Below are 16,754 nucleotides of genomic sequence, written 5' to 3'. Positions count from 1 at the left end.
CACTGAATTTCCTGGGTTTATCTTTCGTTTGTGCTTTCGTTGGTTTGACAGTGACAGCCGGTCTGCCTAGAGTCCGCTCAAACTTCGCAATCGATGACCGTGAAAACAAGAAACTTAGCGCGCTTGAATCCCCTGGGCCTGGCTGCCTTGCTGAGCTTGGCTTGGGCGGGAGCGGCGCAGGCCGCAGCGATTGGGAATTTGCGGGATCTGAGCGCCGTGACGGCGCCCGGCGGTGCCGCCCCCGAGCAAGCGGCCGGTCAGGGCCAGCATCACTGGGACTTGCGCACCGACGCCAAGGTTCGGGTTCGTATCAGCCTTTTGCGCGCCGATGTGCTGCGCATCTGGGCCGGCAGCAAAGACCAACTGCTGCCCGCGCAAGACAAGGCCGCCGCCATCGTCGTGGGTCAGTACCCCGATGCGGTGGAACACAGCATGGCGGACCAGGGGGACCACTGGCTGCTGAAGACCTCGCAGCTGGCCTTGCGCATCCACAAAAAACCGCTGCGCTTTGCGCTCTACAAGGCCGACAACCAGACGCCGGTCTGGAGCGAGACTCAAGGGTTGGATCTGTCCGACAAGCTGGCGGTGCAGACCCTGGCCAGCCAGAAGAGTGAGCGCTTCTTCGGTGGCGGCCAGCAAAACGGCCGCTTTGAATTCAAGGGCAAGCCGCTGGAAGTGTCTTACTCGGGCGGCTGGGAAGAGGGCGACCGGCCCAGCCCCGCGCCTTTTTTGATGAGCTCACGCGGCTGGGGCATGCTGCGCAACACCTGGAGCGACGGCAGCTATGACCTGCGCCAGCAAGAGCAGATCAGCCTGCAGCACCAAGAGGGCCGCTTCGACGCTTACTACTTCGTGGGCGACAGCATCCGTGATGTGCTGGCCCGTTACACCGAGCTGACCGGCCGCGCCCGCCTCTTGCCGCGCTGGGCCTATGAGTACGGTGATGCCGATTGCTACAACGACGGCGACAACGTCAAAAAGCCCGGCACCGTGCCCAAGGGCTGGAGCGATGGCCCCACCGGCAAGACGCCGGATGTAATCGATTCGGTGGCCAAGAAGTACCGCGAGCACGACATGCCCGGAGGCTGGATCTTGCCCAACGACGGCTATGGCTGCGGCTACACCGATCTGCCCCAGGTGGTGAAGGGTTTGAGCGAGCTGGGCTTTCGCACCGGCTTGTGGACCGAGAACGGCGTTGACAAGATCAAGTGGGAAGTCGGTACCGCCGGCAGCCGCGCGCAAAAGCTCGATGTGGCCTGGACCGGCCAGGGCTACCAGTTCGCCATGGACGCCAACCAATCGGCCTTCAACGGCATTCTTGACAACTCGGACGCGCGGCCCTTTCTCTGGACCGTGATGGGCTGGGCCGGCATCCAGCGCTATGCCGTGACTTGGACCGGTGACCAAAGCAGCAGCTGGGACTACATCCGCTGGCACATCCCCACCTTGATTGGCTCGGCCTTGTCGGGCCAGGTTTACGCCACCGGTGATGTGGACGCCATCTTTGGCGGCAGCCCCGAGACCTTCACCCGCGATCTGCAGTGGAAGACCTTCACCCCGGTGCTGATGGGCATGAGCGGCTGGGCGGCCCAAGCGCGCAAACACCCCTGGGCTTATGAGGAGCCCTACCGCAGCATCAACCGCAAATACCTGAAGCTGAAGATGCGGTTGACGCCGTATATGTACAGCTTGGCCCAAGAGGCCGAGGCCAGCGGTGCGCCCATCGTGCGCGGTCTGATGTGGGACCACCCGCAAGACCCGAATGCCTACACCGAAGCGCACAAATACCAATTCTTGCTCGGCCGTGAGTTGCTGGTGGCGCCGGTCTACCGCAGCCAGGCAGCGTCGAATGGCTGGCGCAAAGGCATCTACCTGCCCGAAGGCCAGTGGTTTGACTACTGGGACGGCCGCTTGGCCCGCGCTGGCCGCGAAGGCCGAGTGCTGGATCTGCAGGTCAGCCTGGACAAGCTGCCGGTGTTTGTGCGCGCCGGTGCCATCCTGCCCATGTACCCCGAGATGCTGTTTGATGGCCATAAGCCCAAAGATCAGCTGACCCTGGACCTTTATCCGCATGGCGAATCCAGCAGCACGATTTACGAAGACGACGGCCTGACCCGCCAGTACCGCGAGCAAGGCAAGAGCAGCCGCCAGACGGTGCGCATGAGCGCGCCCAGCCAAGGTGTGGGTGATGTGCGCATTGAAGTGGGCGCGGTGCAGGGTGAGTACGCCGGTCAGCTGCCCCAGCGCAGCCTGGCCTTGATGGTGCACACCCAGGCGCGGCCCGATGCCGTCGAATTGGGCGGGCAGTCGCTGCCGGCTGTGGCCGATCGCGCGGCCTTTGAGGCTGCCAACCAGGGCTGGTTCTATGACCCACAAGACAAGTTCGGCACCGTTCACATCAAGACCGCGCAGCGCTCCATCCGGCATGCGGCGCAGTTCACCGTCAAGATCGCAGCGCAAACGCCGCAGACTTTGAACGAGGACTTCCCCGCCGCGCCAGAGTTGGGTCGGCAGGTGCCGGCTGACAGCTTGACCGTGGTGAACCGCCCCGGCGAAGAGCCCGGCCATCCGATTGAGAACGCCTTTGATGGCAAGCCCGAGACTTGGTTCCGCACGACGCGCAATCAGGCCATGCGCGCCGGCCCGCATGAGTGGGTACTGGGCCTGGGCGAGCGTCGCCTGATCGACGGCCTGGAGTTGGCGCCGCGCAATGACAAGAACTGGAAGCACGGCCAGATCCGCGACTACGAGGTCTATCTGGGCGACAACAACGGCGACTGGGGCAAGCCCGTTCACACCGGCCGCCTGCGCCTGCAAGAGGGCCTGCAAACCATTCAGTTCGCCAAGCCGGCAGCCGGCCGTCTGCTGCGCTTCCGGGTCTTGAGCACGCACAACCCCGAGGGCGATGCAGCCAATAACACGGACGCTATGGTGACGGCCGTCCATCAGCCGGAGAAGGCCCCGGCCAAGGCCTTCAATGCCCTGGCCGCCAGCGAGGTGGAGCCGATTGTTTTGTCGGCCTTCCATGTGCTGGAGTACCGCTCGGCGCAGGGCGAGGAGCAGCAGCGCTACTTGAGCGATCTGCAGAGCGCGCAAAAGTTTGGCCCAAAGCTTGGCCTGGATCGCCCCGCCAGCGGCGGTAACGAAATGCGCATGAACGGCCTGCTCTTCCGCAAAGGTCTGGGTGTGCGACCGGACCAAAGCCTGACGCTGAATCTGAGCGGCAACTGGCAGCTGTTCCGCGCTGATGTGGGCAATGACGACAGCTGCCGCAAAGCCGGCGGTATGGAGTTCCAAGTGTGGGGCGATGGCCGCTTGCTCTTCAGCAGCGGCGCCTTGCAAGCCCCGGCGGTGGTCAAGCCGGAGCTGGATGTGCGGGGCATTGCCCAGCTGGAATTGCGCAGCCTGGCATTGGCGGGCACGCCGCTGGCGCAGGCCTGCGGCAACTGGGCCAACGCGGCCCTGATCGGGCAAGAGGGTGCGAGGGCCGAGTTTGGGGCCGGCGCGCCGAGTGCGAAGCGAAAGCAAAAGAACGCGAAGTAACAAGCGCCGCTACAAGGCGCGACATCTCACAAGCAGGCCCGAGCACGGGCACAGGGAAGAACACCGTTGACAACAAGGTGGCGGCAAAACACGCCCCAATCTAAGCAGGAGAAGGCAATGAAGCTGACGAAATTGGTGGCCGTTCTGGCCGCAGCCGGACTGAGTTCATGGGCGCAAGCCGCCGACACCGAGGCGCTGGAGCGGGTCGAAGTGACCGGCTCCAGCATCAAGCGGGTGAATGCCGAAACCGCCTCGCCGGTGCAGGTGGTGACCGCTAAAGAAATCGAAAGCATGGGCGCGCGCACCTTGCTGCAGGTGCTGGACAATCTGCCCGCCGCCAAGCCGGGCCAGCAAGACTTCCGCTCGATGTTCACCGGCTCCGATGGCGCTTCGCAAGCCAATCTGCGCGGCATTGGCGCGCAGGGCACGCTGGTGCTGCTGAACGGTCGCCGCCTGTCTTTCTACGGCGCGCCTGAGGGCTTCCAAACCCAGTTCGTCAATATCGACACCATCCCGGCCGCTGCGGTCGAGCGCATGGAAATTCTGACCGACGGCGCCTCCGCCATCTATGGCTCGGATGCCATGGCCGGCGTTATCAATGTCATCACCAAGCGCTCCTACCAAGGCCTGGAAGTCAAGGTCAGCACCGACCGCTCCGCCGACGTCAAAGCCTTTGGCGAACACCAGGCCAGCGCTACTTATGGCTTCGGTGACTTTGACCGCGACCGTTTCAATATCTACGGCTCGATCAATCTGTTCAAGCGCGACCGCATTGCGCTGGCCGACACCTACGACAAGCGTCCGGCCCAGTACTACGAGAACAACCCGAACTTCATCAGCAATTTCCGCCTGGGCATTGGCTCGGAGCCGGGCGTGGTCAACAACGGCACCTTGTTCGTGTTCGACAAAGCCAAGGGCAATGCGCGCTCGCAAGAGCCCGCGCCCGGCTGCACCACCACCTTTGCCGAAGCCTCGGGCAAGCGCTGCATCTGGAACACCTTGCCTTACCAGCTGGACACCGGCCCCAAGTCCAGCCGCGCCACGGGCTATTTGGCCGGCCGCTTGAACATCAGCCCGACGATGGAAGGCTTTGCTGAAGCCGCCTTCACCCGCATCGATATGCGCGGAGAAAACGGGCCCGGCGCCTTCAATAGCGGCCGCACCATCAACTGGTACTCGCGCAACACCGGCACCACGCTCAACACTTTCGTCAACCCCTTCCTCGGCCCCAATAACGTCTATAACAAGCTGAGCCCGGCTTTGAAAGACAAGATGGGCGGCGCCGCCGGCCTGACCTATCTGCTGCAAGACGCGGTGGGCCACTTTGGCCAGAAGAACAAGGACGAAAGCTACCGCGTGGTGGCCGGCCTGCGCGGCTCGCTGGGTGAGTGGGACTATGAAACCGCCTTGAGCGCGGCCGGCAGCCACTCAACCCTGTTCCAGACCGCCAATATCAACACGGCAGGCTTCGAGAAGGCTTTCGGCCCTTTCACCACCGACCCAGTGAGCGGCCGCAGAATCATTGCCGACAAGCCAGCCTATGAGTTCGGCGTCATCAATGAAAAGAATGCGCAGTTGGTGCGTGAGGCCTTCCCGACCTTTGACATCCAGTCCTGGACCCGCTTGGTCACCTTGGACGGCAAGATCGAAGGCACCGTCGCCAAGCTGCCCGCCGGCGATCTGCGCACTGCCTTTGGTGCCAGCTTGATGCAAGAGTCTTTTGTCACCCCCGGCAATAAGGACGCGGCTGATGGTCGCATCACCCAGCAAGGTGGTTCTTGGTTCGACGGCAAGCGCACCATTGGCGCGGTGTTTGGTGAAGCCATCGTGCCCATCACCAAGAGTTTGGAACTGGACGCAGCCCTGCGCCTGGACAAATACCCCAACTTTGCTGCCAATCTGGCGCCCAAGGTGGGCCTGAAGTTCCGTGCCATGCCCGAGTTGCTCTTGCGCGGCACTTACTCCGAGGGCTTCCGCGCGCCCAATCTGGCCGAATCCGGCGAGGGCGGCGTGTTTGCCCAGCGCGGCGGCATGAAGGACAAGATCCGCTGCGACGAGACCAATGCCTTGGCCAATCTGCTGAAGAAATCCAGCAGCAGCACCGACCAGGACCTCGGCAAATCGCTGCTGAACCGCGACTGCAGCATCAATATCGCTGGCCTCACGCCGCCAAACAAAGACCTCAAGCCCGAGACCGCCAAGATCTCGACGCTGGGCTTTGTGCTGCAGCCCGCCAAGGCTTTTGACATCTCGGCCGACTACTGGTTCATCTACCGCCGCAACGAGATCGTGCGCCAGGACTTCCAGGAGCTCTACGACGAGTACGCCAAGCAATACGGCCCCACCCTGGCCGGCGCGCCGGGCGTGATCCGCAGTGCCATCAGCGACGAAGACCGGGGCAATATGGCCGCTGCGGCCGCCATGTGCGCCAACCCCGCGAATGCGGCGGCTTGCGTGGGCGGTGCGCCCAAGTACTCGGTGGGTCTGCTGGCCGGCATGAGCAACCGCTATCTGAACCGCGGTGCCACGCTGACCGACGGCTTTGACATCGACTCGCACGCCCGCTTCAGCCTGGGCGATCTGGGCCGCTTGAACCTGGGCCTGGCCGCCACCATCCTGAACCGCAACAAGCACAAGGATGACGACGCCGGCAGCTTCACCGTCAACAAGGTCGGCTATTACGAGAACCCCAAGCTGCGCGCCACCTTCAGCGCCGCCTGGCAGCTGAACAACTTTGGCAGCACCTTGTTCGTCAACTACACCGGCAGCCGCAAATGGGCTTATGACGATGCAGACGAGGTGGACAACAACCCAAGCACCTGCACCGCCGCTGGCGTGGCTTTGGCGTCCAACCAGTGCGGCGGCGTTCCATCGCATTACGAGGTCAGCCTGGGCTTCAACTGGACCCCGATGAAGGATTTGAACCTGGGCCTCAATATCAAAAACGTGCTCAACAGCAAGCCCTATTACGACCCGAACGGCTGGGAAGGCTATGACCACAGCCTGAACCTGTTCGGCCGCGTCTACAGCTTGTCGGCCAGCTACAAGTTCTGGTGATCGGGCGCGGATACCGCCTGCCGAGTGCGCTCGGGAGGCGGTATCCTGAGCGCAAGCCATGCCCAAGAATGACCAACCCAAACCCGAGCCCGCACCTGTCCCTTCACTCAAGCTGAAGGTGACTTCTGCAGTGTTTGGCGGTTCGGCCCTCTTGATCTTGCTCTTGGTCTGGGAGTCGCGGGCCACGCTGAGTTTGTCCGCTGGTCTTTTTTGGTGCGGAGCCGGCCTGAACACCTTGATCTTTGCCTTGGAGCCGGCGCGCTTGTTTGCCCCCGTTGGCACCAGGCGAGCATCTTCGCAAGGTTTCGTTACCCAGCTTGATGCGTTGAGCCTGGTGCTATGGCTTGTGGCGGCACTGGTTTGGCTGCTGGCGCAGTTCTGAGTCTTACCTTTTCGAACACGTTTTGCTATGAATTTGAATCGCAGAAGCTTTGTCTTGTCGTCCGGATTTGCCGCAGCGGCGATGGTGCCAGCGGGCGCTGCTGTTGCTGGCACACGCGCACGCCTGCGCCTCGGACTGATCGGCACCGGCATGCGGGGTCAGGTCTTGCTCAAGGAGCTGCTGCGCCGCGAGGATGTGGACGTGGTGGCCTTGTGCGATATCGAGCCCATCATGCTGGGCCGCGCGCTGGCGATGGTGGAAAAGTTTGAAAGACCGAAGCCGCAGACCTATGGCGAGAGCGGCGACAAGCAGGCCTATCTGCAACTGCTGGCGCAAAAGAATCTAGACGGCGTCATCATCGCCACACCTTGGGAGCTGCATGCGCCGATGGCGATTGCCGCCATGGAGGCCAAGGTGGCGGTGGGCTGCGAGGTGGTGGCTGGCATCACCCTGCAAGACCATTGGAATGTGCTGCGCACCCAGCAGCGCACCGGCACGCCGTACATGTTGCTGGAGAACGTCTGCTATCGCCGCGATGTGATGGCGGTGCTGCAGATGGTGCGGGCGCAGATGTTTGGCGAGCTGGTGCATCTGCAGGGCGGCTATCAACATGATTTGCGTGCCGTCAAGTTCAACTCTGGCAAGCCGACCGAGCCTTATGGCAGCGGTGTGGAGTTCGGCGAAAAAGGCTGGTCAGAGGCGCGTTGGCGCACCGAGCATTCGGTGCAGCGCAATGGCGAGCTCTACCCCAGCCACGGCATTGGTCCTTGCGCGATGTACACCAATATCCATCGCGGCAATCGCTTCACCCACATCAATGCCTTCGCCAGCAAGGCGCGCGGTCTGCAAGACTATGTGGCCAACAAAAAAGGCACGAAGGAACACCCGAACGCAAAGGTCAAGTTCAAGCTGGGCGACATCGTGACCACCACCTTGGCCTGCGAGAACGGTGAAACGATTCTGCTGCAGCACGACACCTCGCTGCCCCGCCCCTACTCGCTGGGCTTCCGTGTGCAGGGAACGAACGGCTTGTGGATGGATCTGAACCACTCGGTGCATGTGGAAGGTATCAGTCCGCCGCACCAGTGGGAAGATTTCCAGGCCTACCAAGACAAGTTCGAACACCCTTTGTGGAAGAAGCATGCCACTACCGCCGCCGGCGCCGGCCATGGCGGCATGGACTGGTTCGTCATCAACGCCTTTGTCGAAGCGCTGAAGGCCGATGCACCCATGCCCATCGACATCTACGACGCGGTGGCCTGGAGCGCCATCACGCCGCTGTCGGAGCAGTCCATCGCCGAGGGCTTCAAGACCTTGGCCTTCCCCGACTTCACCGAGGGCAAGTGGAAGACGCGCAAGCCCATCTTTGCTTTTGACGACAAGTACTGAAGGCTTGCTTGGGCGCTGCCAGGGGGCTTGCACCGGGCGCAGCGCCGAAGGCTTGTGAAGGCGCTAAGCTTGAGGCATTGAGGCAATGCTGAGCGCGCCGCTATGCTCGAGTCGGGAAGTCAAAGGCTGAGTTTTTTCGCATCAATGGGCGCATTGCTTGCCGCCCTATTGGGCGCATGGACCAAGCCCACCCACGCCGCCCCGGACACGCTGGTGTTTGCGGTGGATGCCAGCACGCATTTGCCCTGGGCCGAGTTGCAGGACAACGAGCTTCGACGCGGCATTCACCGCGATTTAGGCGAGGCCTTGTCGGCTCAGCTGGGTCTGCAGACGCGCTTTCTGGTCCTGCCGCGCAAGCGCATCGCCGAGCGCTTAGAGCAGGGGCAGGCGGACATCGCCTGCGCTTACCTGCCGCAGTGGCTGGCCGGGCCGTTCGACTGGAGTGAGCCCTTTCTGCCCGATACCGAGCTGATCCTGAGCCTGCGCAGCGCCGCCATGCCGCGCCAGCTGCTTGACCTCGCTGGCAAGCCCATCGGCACGGTCAACGGCTTTTTCTATCCCGAGCTGCAAAAGCAGTTGGGCGCCGGCTTTGTGCGCGAGGACGGACCGACCATGGACGCCAATTTGCGCAAGCTGGAGGCGGGGCGCATGCAGTACGCCGTCGCCAGTCAGCTCTTTGTCGACTACCAACGCCGCTCGGGGGGCTTGAAGCTGGACCTGCATCCCGATTTCAAGGTCTCTCAATTGGCCATGGCCTGCGCTTTGTCACGACGCAGCGAGCTGAAGTTAGACCGCTTGAATCGTGCCATCGCCGAGTTCAGCGCCAGCGGCGCTTGGGGTCGATTGCTGGCCCGCTACCGCTGAACTTTTTCTTGCAAACTCAGCGCAGCTGCAAGGCCAACACCGTCGGCGAACCGGTATTGCGCAGCGTGCCGGCTTCCAGCAGGGCGGCGCTCACGCCCAGCATCACGCCCATGGCCATGGCATAGCCGGGGCAGGCATGCAGCGGCGCGGGTGACTGGGCGTCACGCCGGTCGCCGCCGAACATCGGGTAATGGTCGCTTGGCTTGTGCTGGGTGCAGGAGGCGATGCCGACGATGATCTTGTCGCCCACCAGCACCTCGGTCTGCCCCAGGGTGTGGGCCGAGCGCGCGGTGCGCCAGACCATGCCCGGCACTGGCCGACCCATCATGGTGGCGATCAGCGTCGGGCGCAGCGCGGCGATGGCTTGGCTGTAGCGCTGCTCCAGCGTCGCGCCGGCCGGCGGCTGCCAGTCTTGTTGAAGATCCCAGAGCTTTTTGCTCAGCACCCAGACACTCAGGCTGGAGACCAGATTGCCATGCACCGTGGGCGGGAAGCCCAGCATGATGCCGGCCAGCGTGCGCGGGATGATGTCGGCGTCCTGCTGCGCCAGTTCTTGCAAGGCGTCCACGATGGCTTGGCTGAGCGTCGGCAGCTTGGGCGACGTGGCCAGCCAGTCGCGCACCGCTTGCAGCAAGCCCTGACCCTTGGCCCGCGCCACTTGCTCGACCACCGGCGTGGGCCGAGGTCCGAAGACATAGCGCGAGACGGCAAACAGATCGCGAGGGCAACGCGGCGCCTCGCCCTCGCTGGGCGCATGCCATTCGCAGCCCCACATCTGCTGGCCATTCGGCAGGCCGAACCAGAGCCGGCAGAGCTCGGCCAGCACTTGCTCGGACAAACGTTCCAAGTCCAGCAAAGCTTCGCTCTGGCCTAGCGCCAGATTGCCCAGGCGCAGCTGGCGCAGCATCTCGGCGGCGGCCTTGTAAGCGGCCTCGAAGGCCTGCACTTCGCTGATGGCTTCGATGGCCGCATTGATGCGCGGCGCCTGCTCGCGGTGGCCGCTGTCGTCGTCCATGCCCAGATAGCCGCGGCCGATGGACTGTTGCATGCGATCGCCATAGCCGCCCACCGCATAGCGCTGCGCCGGGTCGCGGAAGACGTCCATCACTCGAGACGCATCGCCCACCAGCACGCCGTAGTCGGTGCGCAGCACGCCGCCGGGCTGGCTGCGCACATAGGCCCAGGCGGCATCGCGGCTGTTGGCGTCTTCCAGCCAGAGCTGCCAGGCGGCGCGGTCGTTCAAGGGCGGCGCCTTCAGCGGCGGCAGCTGCGGCTCGGGCAGCGGCAGCTCCACCAGCGCGGCCAGATTGCGCAAGGCCTTGATCGAGGGCACAAAGAAATAGCCGCCCCATTGCAGCTCGACAAAGGGCTTGTCCTTCAGGTCCAGATGCACGGCCTGGCCCTGATGCTCGAAGCGGAAGATGCGCGGCTGGCCGGCCTCGGGCACGCCCAAGAAAGGGTCGCTTTGGCCCGAGTAGCCGCCGCTGGCGTTGCCGCCGGCAATCCAGCGCTGCACCGTCTCGAACTGCTCGGCCAGATTGGCGTTGTAGGCCATGAAGATCAGGCCGCGGTCTTGTTCCTGCTCGGGCTCCTGGCCTTCCACATAGGCCGGGCCGTAGGACATGCCGCGACGCAGCAGCCGAGGCAAGGCCTGACCCTCGCGCGGATTGGCGCGGCGGATGTGGGCGTGGAAAGGGCATTTCGCGCCATCGGCATCGGCGCTGTAATTGAAGTTATTGCTGGCGCCCAAGCCCGGCGCGGCCAGTGCTGCGCCGTTCAGCTCGCGGCCCATCATCTTGGCCAGCAGGTCTTCGCGCCGCAGCTTCAGGGCCTGAGCCTGCGGGTCGATGACCTGATGCAAGCGCCGCACATATTGGCGTAGCTTGCGCACCACCAAAAAGCTGCCCAGGTCCAGCAAGGCATCGGCCTGCTCGGGCACGGCCACCCGGTCGCGTCGGGTTGGGAAGCCCAGCAACAACTCGCCCCGGCGCACCGCGTCCGACCAATCGCTGGCGGGCGGGTTCGCGGCGGGCGGCTCCACGACCTGCGGCTGGCTGATGCCGTCCACAAAGCCGAAGTTCTCGCGGGTTTCGCCCTGGGCGCCGCTGTTGCGCCGCATCGCCTGCACCGAAAGGATCTGCAGACCGGAGCCGACTTCCAGCTGCGCAATCGCCGCTTGCAGCTTGGCCGGCGTCAGCTTGTCGCCATGGCGAAGCTGGATCAGCACATGCACGCTGCCCAACTCCACCGTGCCGCCCTGAGTCTGTGTTTGGGGCCAGTTGCGCGCGGGCAGGCGCCAGGCGCGCGGGTGGTTGTTGCGCAGGTCGCCGAGCGTGCCGGCACGAGCGTCCATGCCCTCGACAAAGGCTTGCGGAAAACGGCTCAAGCGGCTGGCCGGCACGCCCAGGGCTTTCAGGCCGCTCGGGCTCAGCGCCACATTGCGGTAGAGGCCGCCGGCCGGCTTCTTGGCCCCCAAGGTGTCGGCCTCGCTGCTGGCTTGAAAAGCGCTCAACCAGGCCACCGCCTCGGCCCGCTTCGCCACCCGCAGCAGCACCAGAGCGCCGCCGCTCAAATCGGGGTAGGGGCTCAGCATGCCGCCTTGAATGTCGGCGTCAAAGTAGGCCAGCGCACGCGGCTGGGCCAGTGGAATCTGCGGGGTGCGTTCAAACCAGCTCAACATGCGCCCATGCACTTGGCGGAGCTGGTGGCCGGCGGCCTTCAGCGGCTCGGTGGCGGGGTTGGCAGGCGGAGCCAGCGGGAATTGCTGCAAGGTGTCGAGCTGCAGCAGTTCGAACAAGATGTCGCGGCTGGCGCGCAAGAGGCAGTCGCCGTCGGGGGCGCCGCCGGCGAGGAAGTAACGCTCCAGTCCATGCAAGGCCGCCAGCGCCGGTAGGCCGCGCACCGCCATATCGAAGCGCGCTTGAGGATGGCTGGGCAAGGGCTTGGCGCTGCCTTGCTGCGGCGTGCGCAGGCGGGTGGCTTCCAGCGGGCCAGCGCTGGGGTTCTGGCGCTGCAGCAGCTCCAGCGCCGCCAGGTATTCATGGTCGCTGCAGCTGCGCCCGGAGGCCAGGTAGAGAAAATTGGCCGAGAACTCATGGGCCCGCACCCAGGCCATATAGCGCTCGAAGCTGGTCTCGCGCGCCAGCGCATAGCCCTCGCAGTGGCACAGCATCAAGTCCAGCATGCTGCCGAGCTCGTCCCAGATCACCCGCATATACGGTTCCCAGCCGCCGTCAAAACAGACGTTCAGCAAGAACTTGTGCGGCGTGCCTTCAGCGTCGATGCCGGGGCGGGGCTCGATGATGGCCCAGCGGAAGGAATGCACGATGCGAAAGCGGCTCACTACATCGGTGAACAGGCCCGGTTTTTCGCTGGACTCGCGCGCCGCCAGGCGCAGGCCGTTGAGCGTTTTGAGCACGCGGCGCAGGCGCTCCACATGGCTGATGGTTTCAAAAGCGGTGACGAAGCCGGGCTTGATGGGGGTCAGCAGGCACAGGTCGGTGATGCCCTGAAGCTGGGTCTCGGGTTTGTTGGCTGGCATGGTGTTGTGTCTCCCTGGATGTTGGTCGGCCGCTGATGCGGGCGGCAGACGCGACCATAGTGACTTGTGATCGTGACGGCCTCGGGACTTCCAGGGATAGCCAGTGGCAGGGCTGCTCGGATTTGGCCGAATTGGGTGGTTTCAGGGCGACCATTCGTCGCAGCCAATCTCACTTCGCCCGCTCAGACAGGCGTTTCGTCGCTTGCCCCATGCGCCGCGGCGGGGTTTTTTGGACACTGCAGACATTGCAACAGAGGAGCCCCCTCAACACCAAGGAGCATCATCATGAAAACCCGCTTTGACTTCTCTCTTTTGACGACTTTCCTGACCGCGCTGGGCGCCGTCGCGGCCTCCGCCGTGCTCGGGCTGAACCTGGCCGACCAGGCCGAGGCGCAGCATCACAAAGAGCAGCAAGCGGGTCGGATCGTGACGGCCTCGGCGCAATTGCCGGTGCAGCAGCTGCCTACCGTGTTGATTGAAGGCCGCAGCCAGTCCTGAGTCGAACAGGGAGGGCGCTGGCCCTCAGCGGAACAGCTGCGGATAGTGCTTGGCGTAATGCCCCTCGGCCTCGGCATGGGGCAGGTTCAAAAAGGCCCGGTAGCCCGGCACCAAAAGATAGCCCAGGCCGACCATAAACAGGCCCAGGCCAAACAGGCCATAGACCGCATCGACATCGCTGCGCAGCAGCGTCAGCCCGGCAAGACCTGGCCCCAAGACGCCGGCCACTTGCATGGCCATCATATTGACGGCCGTCATGCGGGCCCGGTAGCTCTGCGGCATGGCCAAGAGGCGATGCGTCTGACCGACCATCTGCACGGTGGCAATGCAGGCGCCAAACAGGCCGAAGCCCAGCACCAGCAGCAAGGGCTGGTGGTTCAGGCCAATCGCCAGCATCACCACGCCCTCCATCAAAATCGCGGCCAAGCTGGCGTTGAAGCGCCCGATGCGCTGCGCCAGCCAGACCGAGCCCCCCAAAGAGCCCAGCAAGAGCCCGGCCGATAAGCTGGCCTCGCAAGCGCCCAGCCACACCGCCGACAAGCCCAGCGATTGCACCTTCAGCGGCAGCAGCATGCCGATGCCGGGGCCGAAGAAAATCATCACCAGAAAGGACACAAAGGTCCAGCCGCGCTCCATCGGCATCTTCCATTTGGCCGCCAGGCCGGCGCGCAACTCCCTCAAAAAGTGCTTCTTGGCGCCTTGCTGCTCGGGCGCCACGGTTTTGATGCGTGCCGCCAGCAAGGCGGCAAAGACCAGCAAGAGTGCATGCAGCCAGAGCGTTGGCGCGGTGCCGGCAGCGGCCAAGACCGCGCCGCCCAAGACCGGGCCCATTAGCCGCCCCACCGCCTGTGCGCTTTTCTGCAAACCCAGGCCCTCGGTCAGCTGCGCGGGCGGCAGCAGCTCGGCCACGATGCTCAGCGAGGCCGGCATGATGGCCGCCATCGCAATCACTGCCAGCAACTCCAGCGCGATCACCCAGCTCAGGTGGTAGTAGCCGGCCTGCGCCAAGGCGGCCAGCACCACGCCTTCGGCCGCCATCAGCATCAGGCCGCCGGCAATCAGGTGGCGCTTGGAGATGCGGTCCCCCAGCGGCGAGAGCAGCGGCAGGGCGATGAAAGAAGCGCCCGCCAAGGTGGCGGCAAAGATCGCCAGCTCTGCCGCACCGCCTTGCGTGGCCACCCACCAGGGCACGGCCACATGGCCCACCATCAGCGAGAGCAGCATCAAGGTGTCGCTGATCAAGAGCAATCGAAAAGGCAAACCCAGAGGTGCAATGCGGCGGGCGAGGGCTTGTAACATCGCCTCAGTTTGGCACAGACGAATCCAGACGATGGCCGGGCAATGCCGGCGTTAGCAGGGGGAGCGAATGAGAAAAACAATCCAAACAGGCCGCGCGATCAGCTGTCAGCGCAAGCCTTTGTCCTGGTTCGCAGTGTTGCTGCTGCCACTCATGCTGCTTGCTGCTTGCGGGGGCGGAGGCGGCGGAGGCGGCAACTCGGAAGTCAGCCCACCGGTGGTCTTGCCGGTGCCGCCACTGAGCGCGGAGTGCCAGCCCGGCTCGGTCGCCCGCTTGGCGCAAGACAGTGCGGCGCAGCCTGGTCGCAATACCGAGTTGACGCTGCTGGCCTGCGCCGGCCATGAACTCAAGCAGCTGCAGTGGACGCAAACGGCCGGGCCGGCCTTGAATCCACTGTCGGCGCGCTCCCAAGCGATCTCGGTGGATCCGCAATCGGCTCAGCTCTATCGCTTTGAGCTCAGCTATGTGGACGAGCAAGGCCGCAGCTACCGTGAAGCCGTGCCGCTGGAGGCCAAGGCCGCAGCCAATGCCGATAGCCCGCTGCTGCGCGGCGAGCCCTCGGTGATGGCCGGGGGCAAGACCTCGCTGCGGGCTACGCATCCGCAGTTGGCCAGCCCCGAGTGGGCGGCGGCCACGGTGCAGTGGACGCAGATCGAGGGCCCCAGCGTGGACCTGGGCGACAGCACGGCCTGGCGCTTGCTGCTGAAGGCGCCGCAAGTGACGCAAGACACCCTGGTACGCCTGCGTGCCACCGTCACGCTGGCCAATGGCCGGCAAGGCAGCGGCGAGTTCAGCCTCTTGGTCCAAGCGCCCGGCACGGGTCTGCCCAGCGACCCGCTGTTCACCGCCAAAGACCCGGTCAGCCGCGTCTACCCCTATCTGGCCCAAGGGCCTTATGCGGCGGCGCTGGACGAGTGCATCTACAGCCCGCGCCTGAGCGCCAGCAACCCCAACAATCTGTGCACGCTAGCTCGTCTGCCCCTGCTGGGCCAAGCCACGACCGGCGCGGTGCCGACGGTGGAACAGGTGATGCAGCGGGTGCTGGTATCAAACGACTGGATGGGCGAGGTCTTTGAGCGCTTTTTGCGTGAGCAAGATCCGCAGCAAGACTTCCGTCGCATGCTCTCCAGCGTCACCGCCATCGTGATCGGCGGGCGGGTGCGGCCCTCGTTTTACTGGAATGCCACCGGGGCGATTTATCTGGATGCCAGCAATCTCTGGCTGACACCCGAGCAGCGCGACAGCGTCAGCGAGTCGCCCGATCCGCGCAGCAATTTCGGCGCGGCCCTGAACTACGCCTCACCTTGGCGCTATGTGAAGGACAACAACCATGCTTATGCCAGCTTGGCCCGCGAGCCGCGAGTCAGTCGCAATCTGGCCGAAGTGGTCTATCCCTTGGGCAGCCTCTTGTTCCATGAGTTGACCCATGCGGCCGACTTCATGCCGCCGCGCACGCATGCGTCCCTGCCCAGCAATAAGCGCGTCTATGAGGCGGGCCCGGCGCGCAGCTTGTCGCAAAGCCTGTACGAGCAGCTGCCGTTTTACTCGAGCGAGATGCAAGGCCTGGCCAAGGTGCTGTCCTTCGGCGCCACGCCCACGGCGCTGCAGCAGTCCTACACGCCCGGCGATATAGCCAACTTCTTCGGCCGCGACCGGGTCAACGATGACTACGCGTACTCCGTGCCCGATGGCGAGCGCTACTCGCGCGAAGACGCCGCCATGCTGCTGGAAGAGGCCATGATGCAGCTGCGCTATGGGGTGCTGCGCGACTATGCCGTCACCAACAAGCTGCAAGACGGTGCGCTCAGTGCCGATCTGATCGTCAACTGGGGCCAGCGCGGCCGCATTGGCGAGGCGGCCATCAAGCCGCGCGTCAAGCTGGTGCTGGCCGAGGCCATGCCTTGGGTGAGCAGCAGTCTGGTGGACGGCCTGGCCGCGCCGCAGCCCTTGCGCAGCGGCCTGAGCTGGGGTGCCAACTTGGACCAGACAGCGCTGGCGGCAGGCCGCATCCGGCCCTTGAGCGCCCAGCAGCGCTTCAACGAGCTGGAGCAAACCACGCGCGAATTGCGTTCGCGCTGAAGCTCGGGCCGGTAGTTTTTCACGCTCAAGGGGCGGGCGTCTGCGTGCCCGCCCCTGTGGCAACAGTCGCTTACAACTGTTGCCCCGCGCTCGCCGGCTGCGCC

The 16,754-nt window shown here is 64.4% G+C and carries 9 protein-coding genes; 7 read left to right on the top strand and 2 right to left on the bottom strand.

From position 1 onward, the window contains the following. The first annotated feature begins 99 nt into the window (after positions 1-99). The 5 genes from LNV06_RS17130 to LNV06_RS17110 all read left to right on the top strand — a co-directional run bounded on the left by LNV06_RS17130 (position 100) and on the right by LNV06_RS17110 (position 9,235). Complete coding sequence (locus LNV06_RS17130; protein WP_263539510.1) at positions 100-3,543, top strand: TIM-barrel domain-containing protein; 3,444 nt, start codon at positions 100-102, stop codon at positions 3,541-3,543. Between the two features lie 117 nt (positions 3,544-3,660). Next, entirely contained in the window at positions 3,661-6,600 is a 2,940-nt protein-coding gene (locus LNV06_RS17125; RefSeq protein ID WP_263539509.1) for a TonB-dependent receptor plug domain-containing protein, read from the top strand. Between the two features lie 58 nt (positions 6,601-6,658). Further along, entirely contained in the window at positions 6,659-6,982 is a 324-nt protein-coding gene (locus LNV06_RS17120) for a hypothetical protein (RefSeq protein ID WP_263539508.1), read from the top strand. A 27-nt stretch (positions 6,983-7,009) separates the two neighbouring features. Further along, entirely contained in the window at positions 7,010-8,371 is a 1,362-nt protein-coding gene (locus LNV06_RS17115; protein WP_263539507.1) for a Gfo/Idh/MocA family protein, read from the top strand. A gap of 144 nt (positions 8,372-8,515) precedes the next feature. Next, a complete protein-coding gene (locus LNV06_RS17110) occupies positions 8,516-9,235 on the top strand; it encodes a substrate-binding periplasmic protein (RefSeq protein WP_263539506.1) in 720 nt (239 codons plus the stop codon). A 16-nt stretch (positions 9,236-9,251) separates the two neighbouring features. Here LNV06_RS17110 and LNV06_RS17105 read toward each other — a convergent pair whose 3' ends face one another. Then, positions 9,252-12,776, bottom strand: a complete 3,525-nt coding sequence (locus tag LNV06_RS17105) for a Dyp-type peroxidase domain-containing protein (protein ID WP_263539505.1) — start codon at positions 12,774-12,776, stop codon at positions 9,252-9,254. Positions 12,777-13,061: 285 nt separating this feature from the next. Here LNV06_RS17105 and LNV06_RS17100 point away from each other — a divergent pair, with 285 nt between their 5' ends. Next, positions 13,062-13,274, top strand: a complete 213-nt coding sequence (locus tag LNV06_RS17100) for a hypothetical protein (protein ID WP_263539504.1) — start codon at positions 13,062-13,064, stop codon at positions 13,272-13,274. A gap of 24 nt (positions 13,275-13,298) precedes the next feature. On the opposite strand, the gene LNV06_RS17095 is transcribed toward LNV06_RS17100, so the two are convergent. Beyond that, on the bottom strand, positions 13,299-14,573 hold the full coding sequence (locus tag LNV06_RS17095; protein WP_263539503.1) for an MFS transporter: 1,275 nt from the start codon (positions 14,571-14,573) through the stop codon (positions 13,299-13,301). A gap of 151 nt (positions 14,574-14,724) precedes the next feature. Here LNV06_RS17095 and LNV06_RS17090 point away from each other — a divergent pair, with 151 nt between their 5' ends. After that, positions 14,725-16,650, top strand: a complete 1,926-nt coding sequence (locus LNV06_RS17090) for a hypothetical protein (RefSeq protein WP_263539502.1) — start codon at positions 14,725-14,727, stop codon at positions 16,648-16,650. Positions 16,651-16,754: the final 104 nt, after the last annotated feature.

Origin of the sequence: Paucibacter sp. Y2R2-4 (assembly GCF_025717535.1) — a bacterium.
Taxonomy (GTDB): Bacteria; Pseudomonadota; Gammaproteobacteria; order Burkholderiales; family Burkholderiaceae_C; genus Paucibacter_A.
This window is presented reverse-complemented; position numbering and strand designations above follow the sequence as displayed.

What these genes read in the sequence shown, in the direction of transcription:
- LNV06_RS17125 (WP_263539509.1), top strand. Translation starts at nt 3,661, where the DNA reads ATGAAGCTGACGAAATTGGTGGCCGTTCTGGCCGCAGCCGGACTGAGT.
- LNV06_RS17120 (WP_263539508.1), top strand. Translation starts at nt 6,659, where the DNA reads ATGCCCAAGAATGACCAACCCAAACCCGAGCCCGCACCTGTCCCTTCA.
- LNV06_RS17115 (WP_263539507.1), top strand. Translation starts at nt 7,010, where the DNA reads ATGAATTTGAATCGCAGAAGCTTTGTCTTGTCGTCCGGATTTGCCGCA.
- LNV06_RS17110 (WP_263539506.1), top strand. Translation starts at nt 8,516, where the DNA reads ATGGGCGCATTGCTTGCCGCCCTATTGGGCGCATGGACCAAGCCCACC.
- LNV06_RS17105 (WP_263539505.1), bottom strand. Translation starts at nt 12,776, where the DNA reads ATGCCAGCCAACAAACCCGAGACCCAGCTTCAGGGCATCACCGACCTG.
- LNV06_RS17100 (WP_263539504.1), top strand. Translation starts at nt 13,062, where the DNA reads ATGAAAACCCGCTTTGACTTCTCTCTTTTGACGACTTTCCTGACCGCG.
- LNV06_RS17095 (WP_263539503.1), bottom strand. Translation starts at nt 14,573, where the DNA reads ATGTTACAAGCCCTCGCCCGCCGCATTGCACCTCTGGGTTTGCCTTTT.
- LNV06_RS17090 (WP_263539502.1), top strand. Translation starts at nt 14,725, where the DNA reads ATGCTGCTTGCTGCTTGCGGGGGCGGAGGCGGCGGAGGCGGCAACTCG.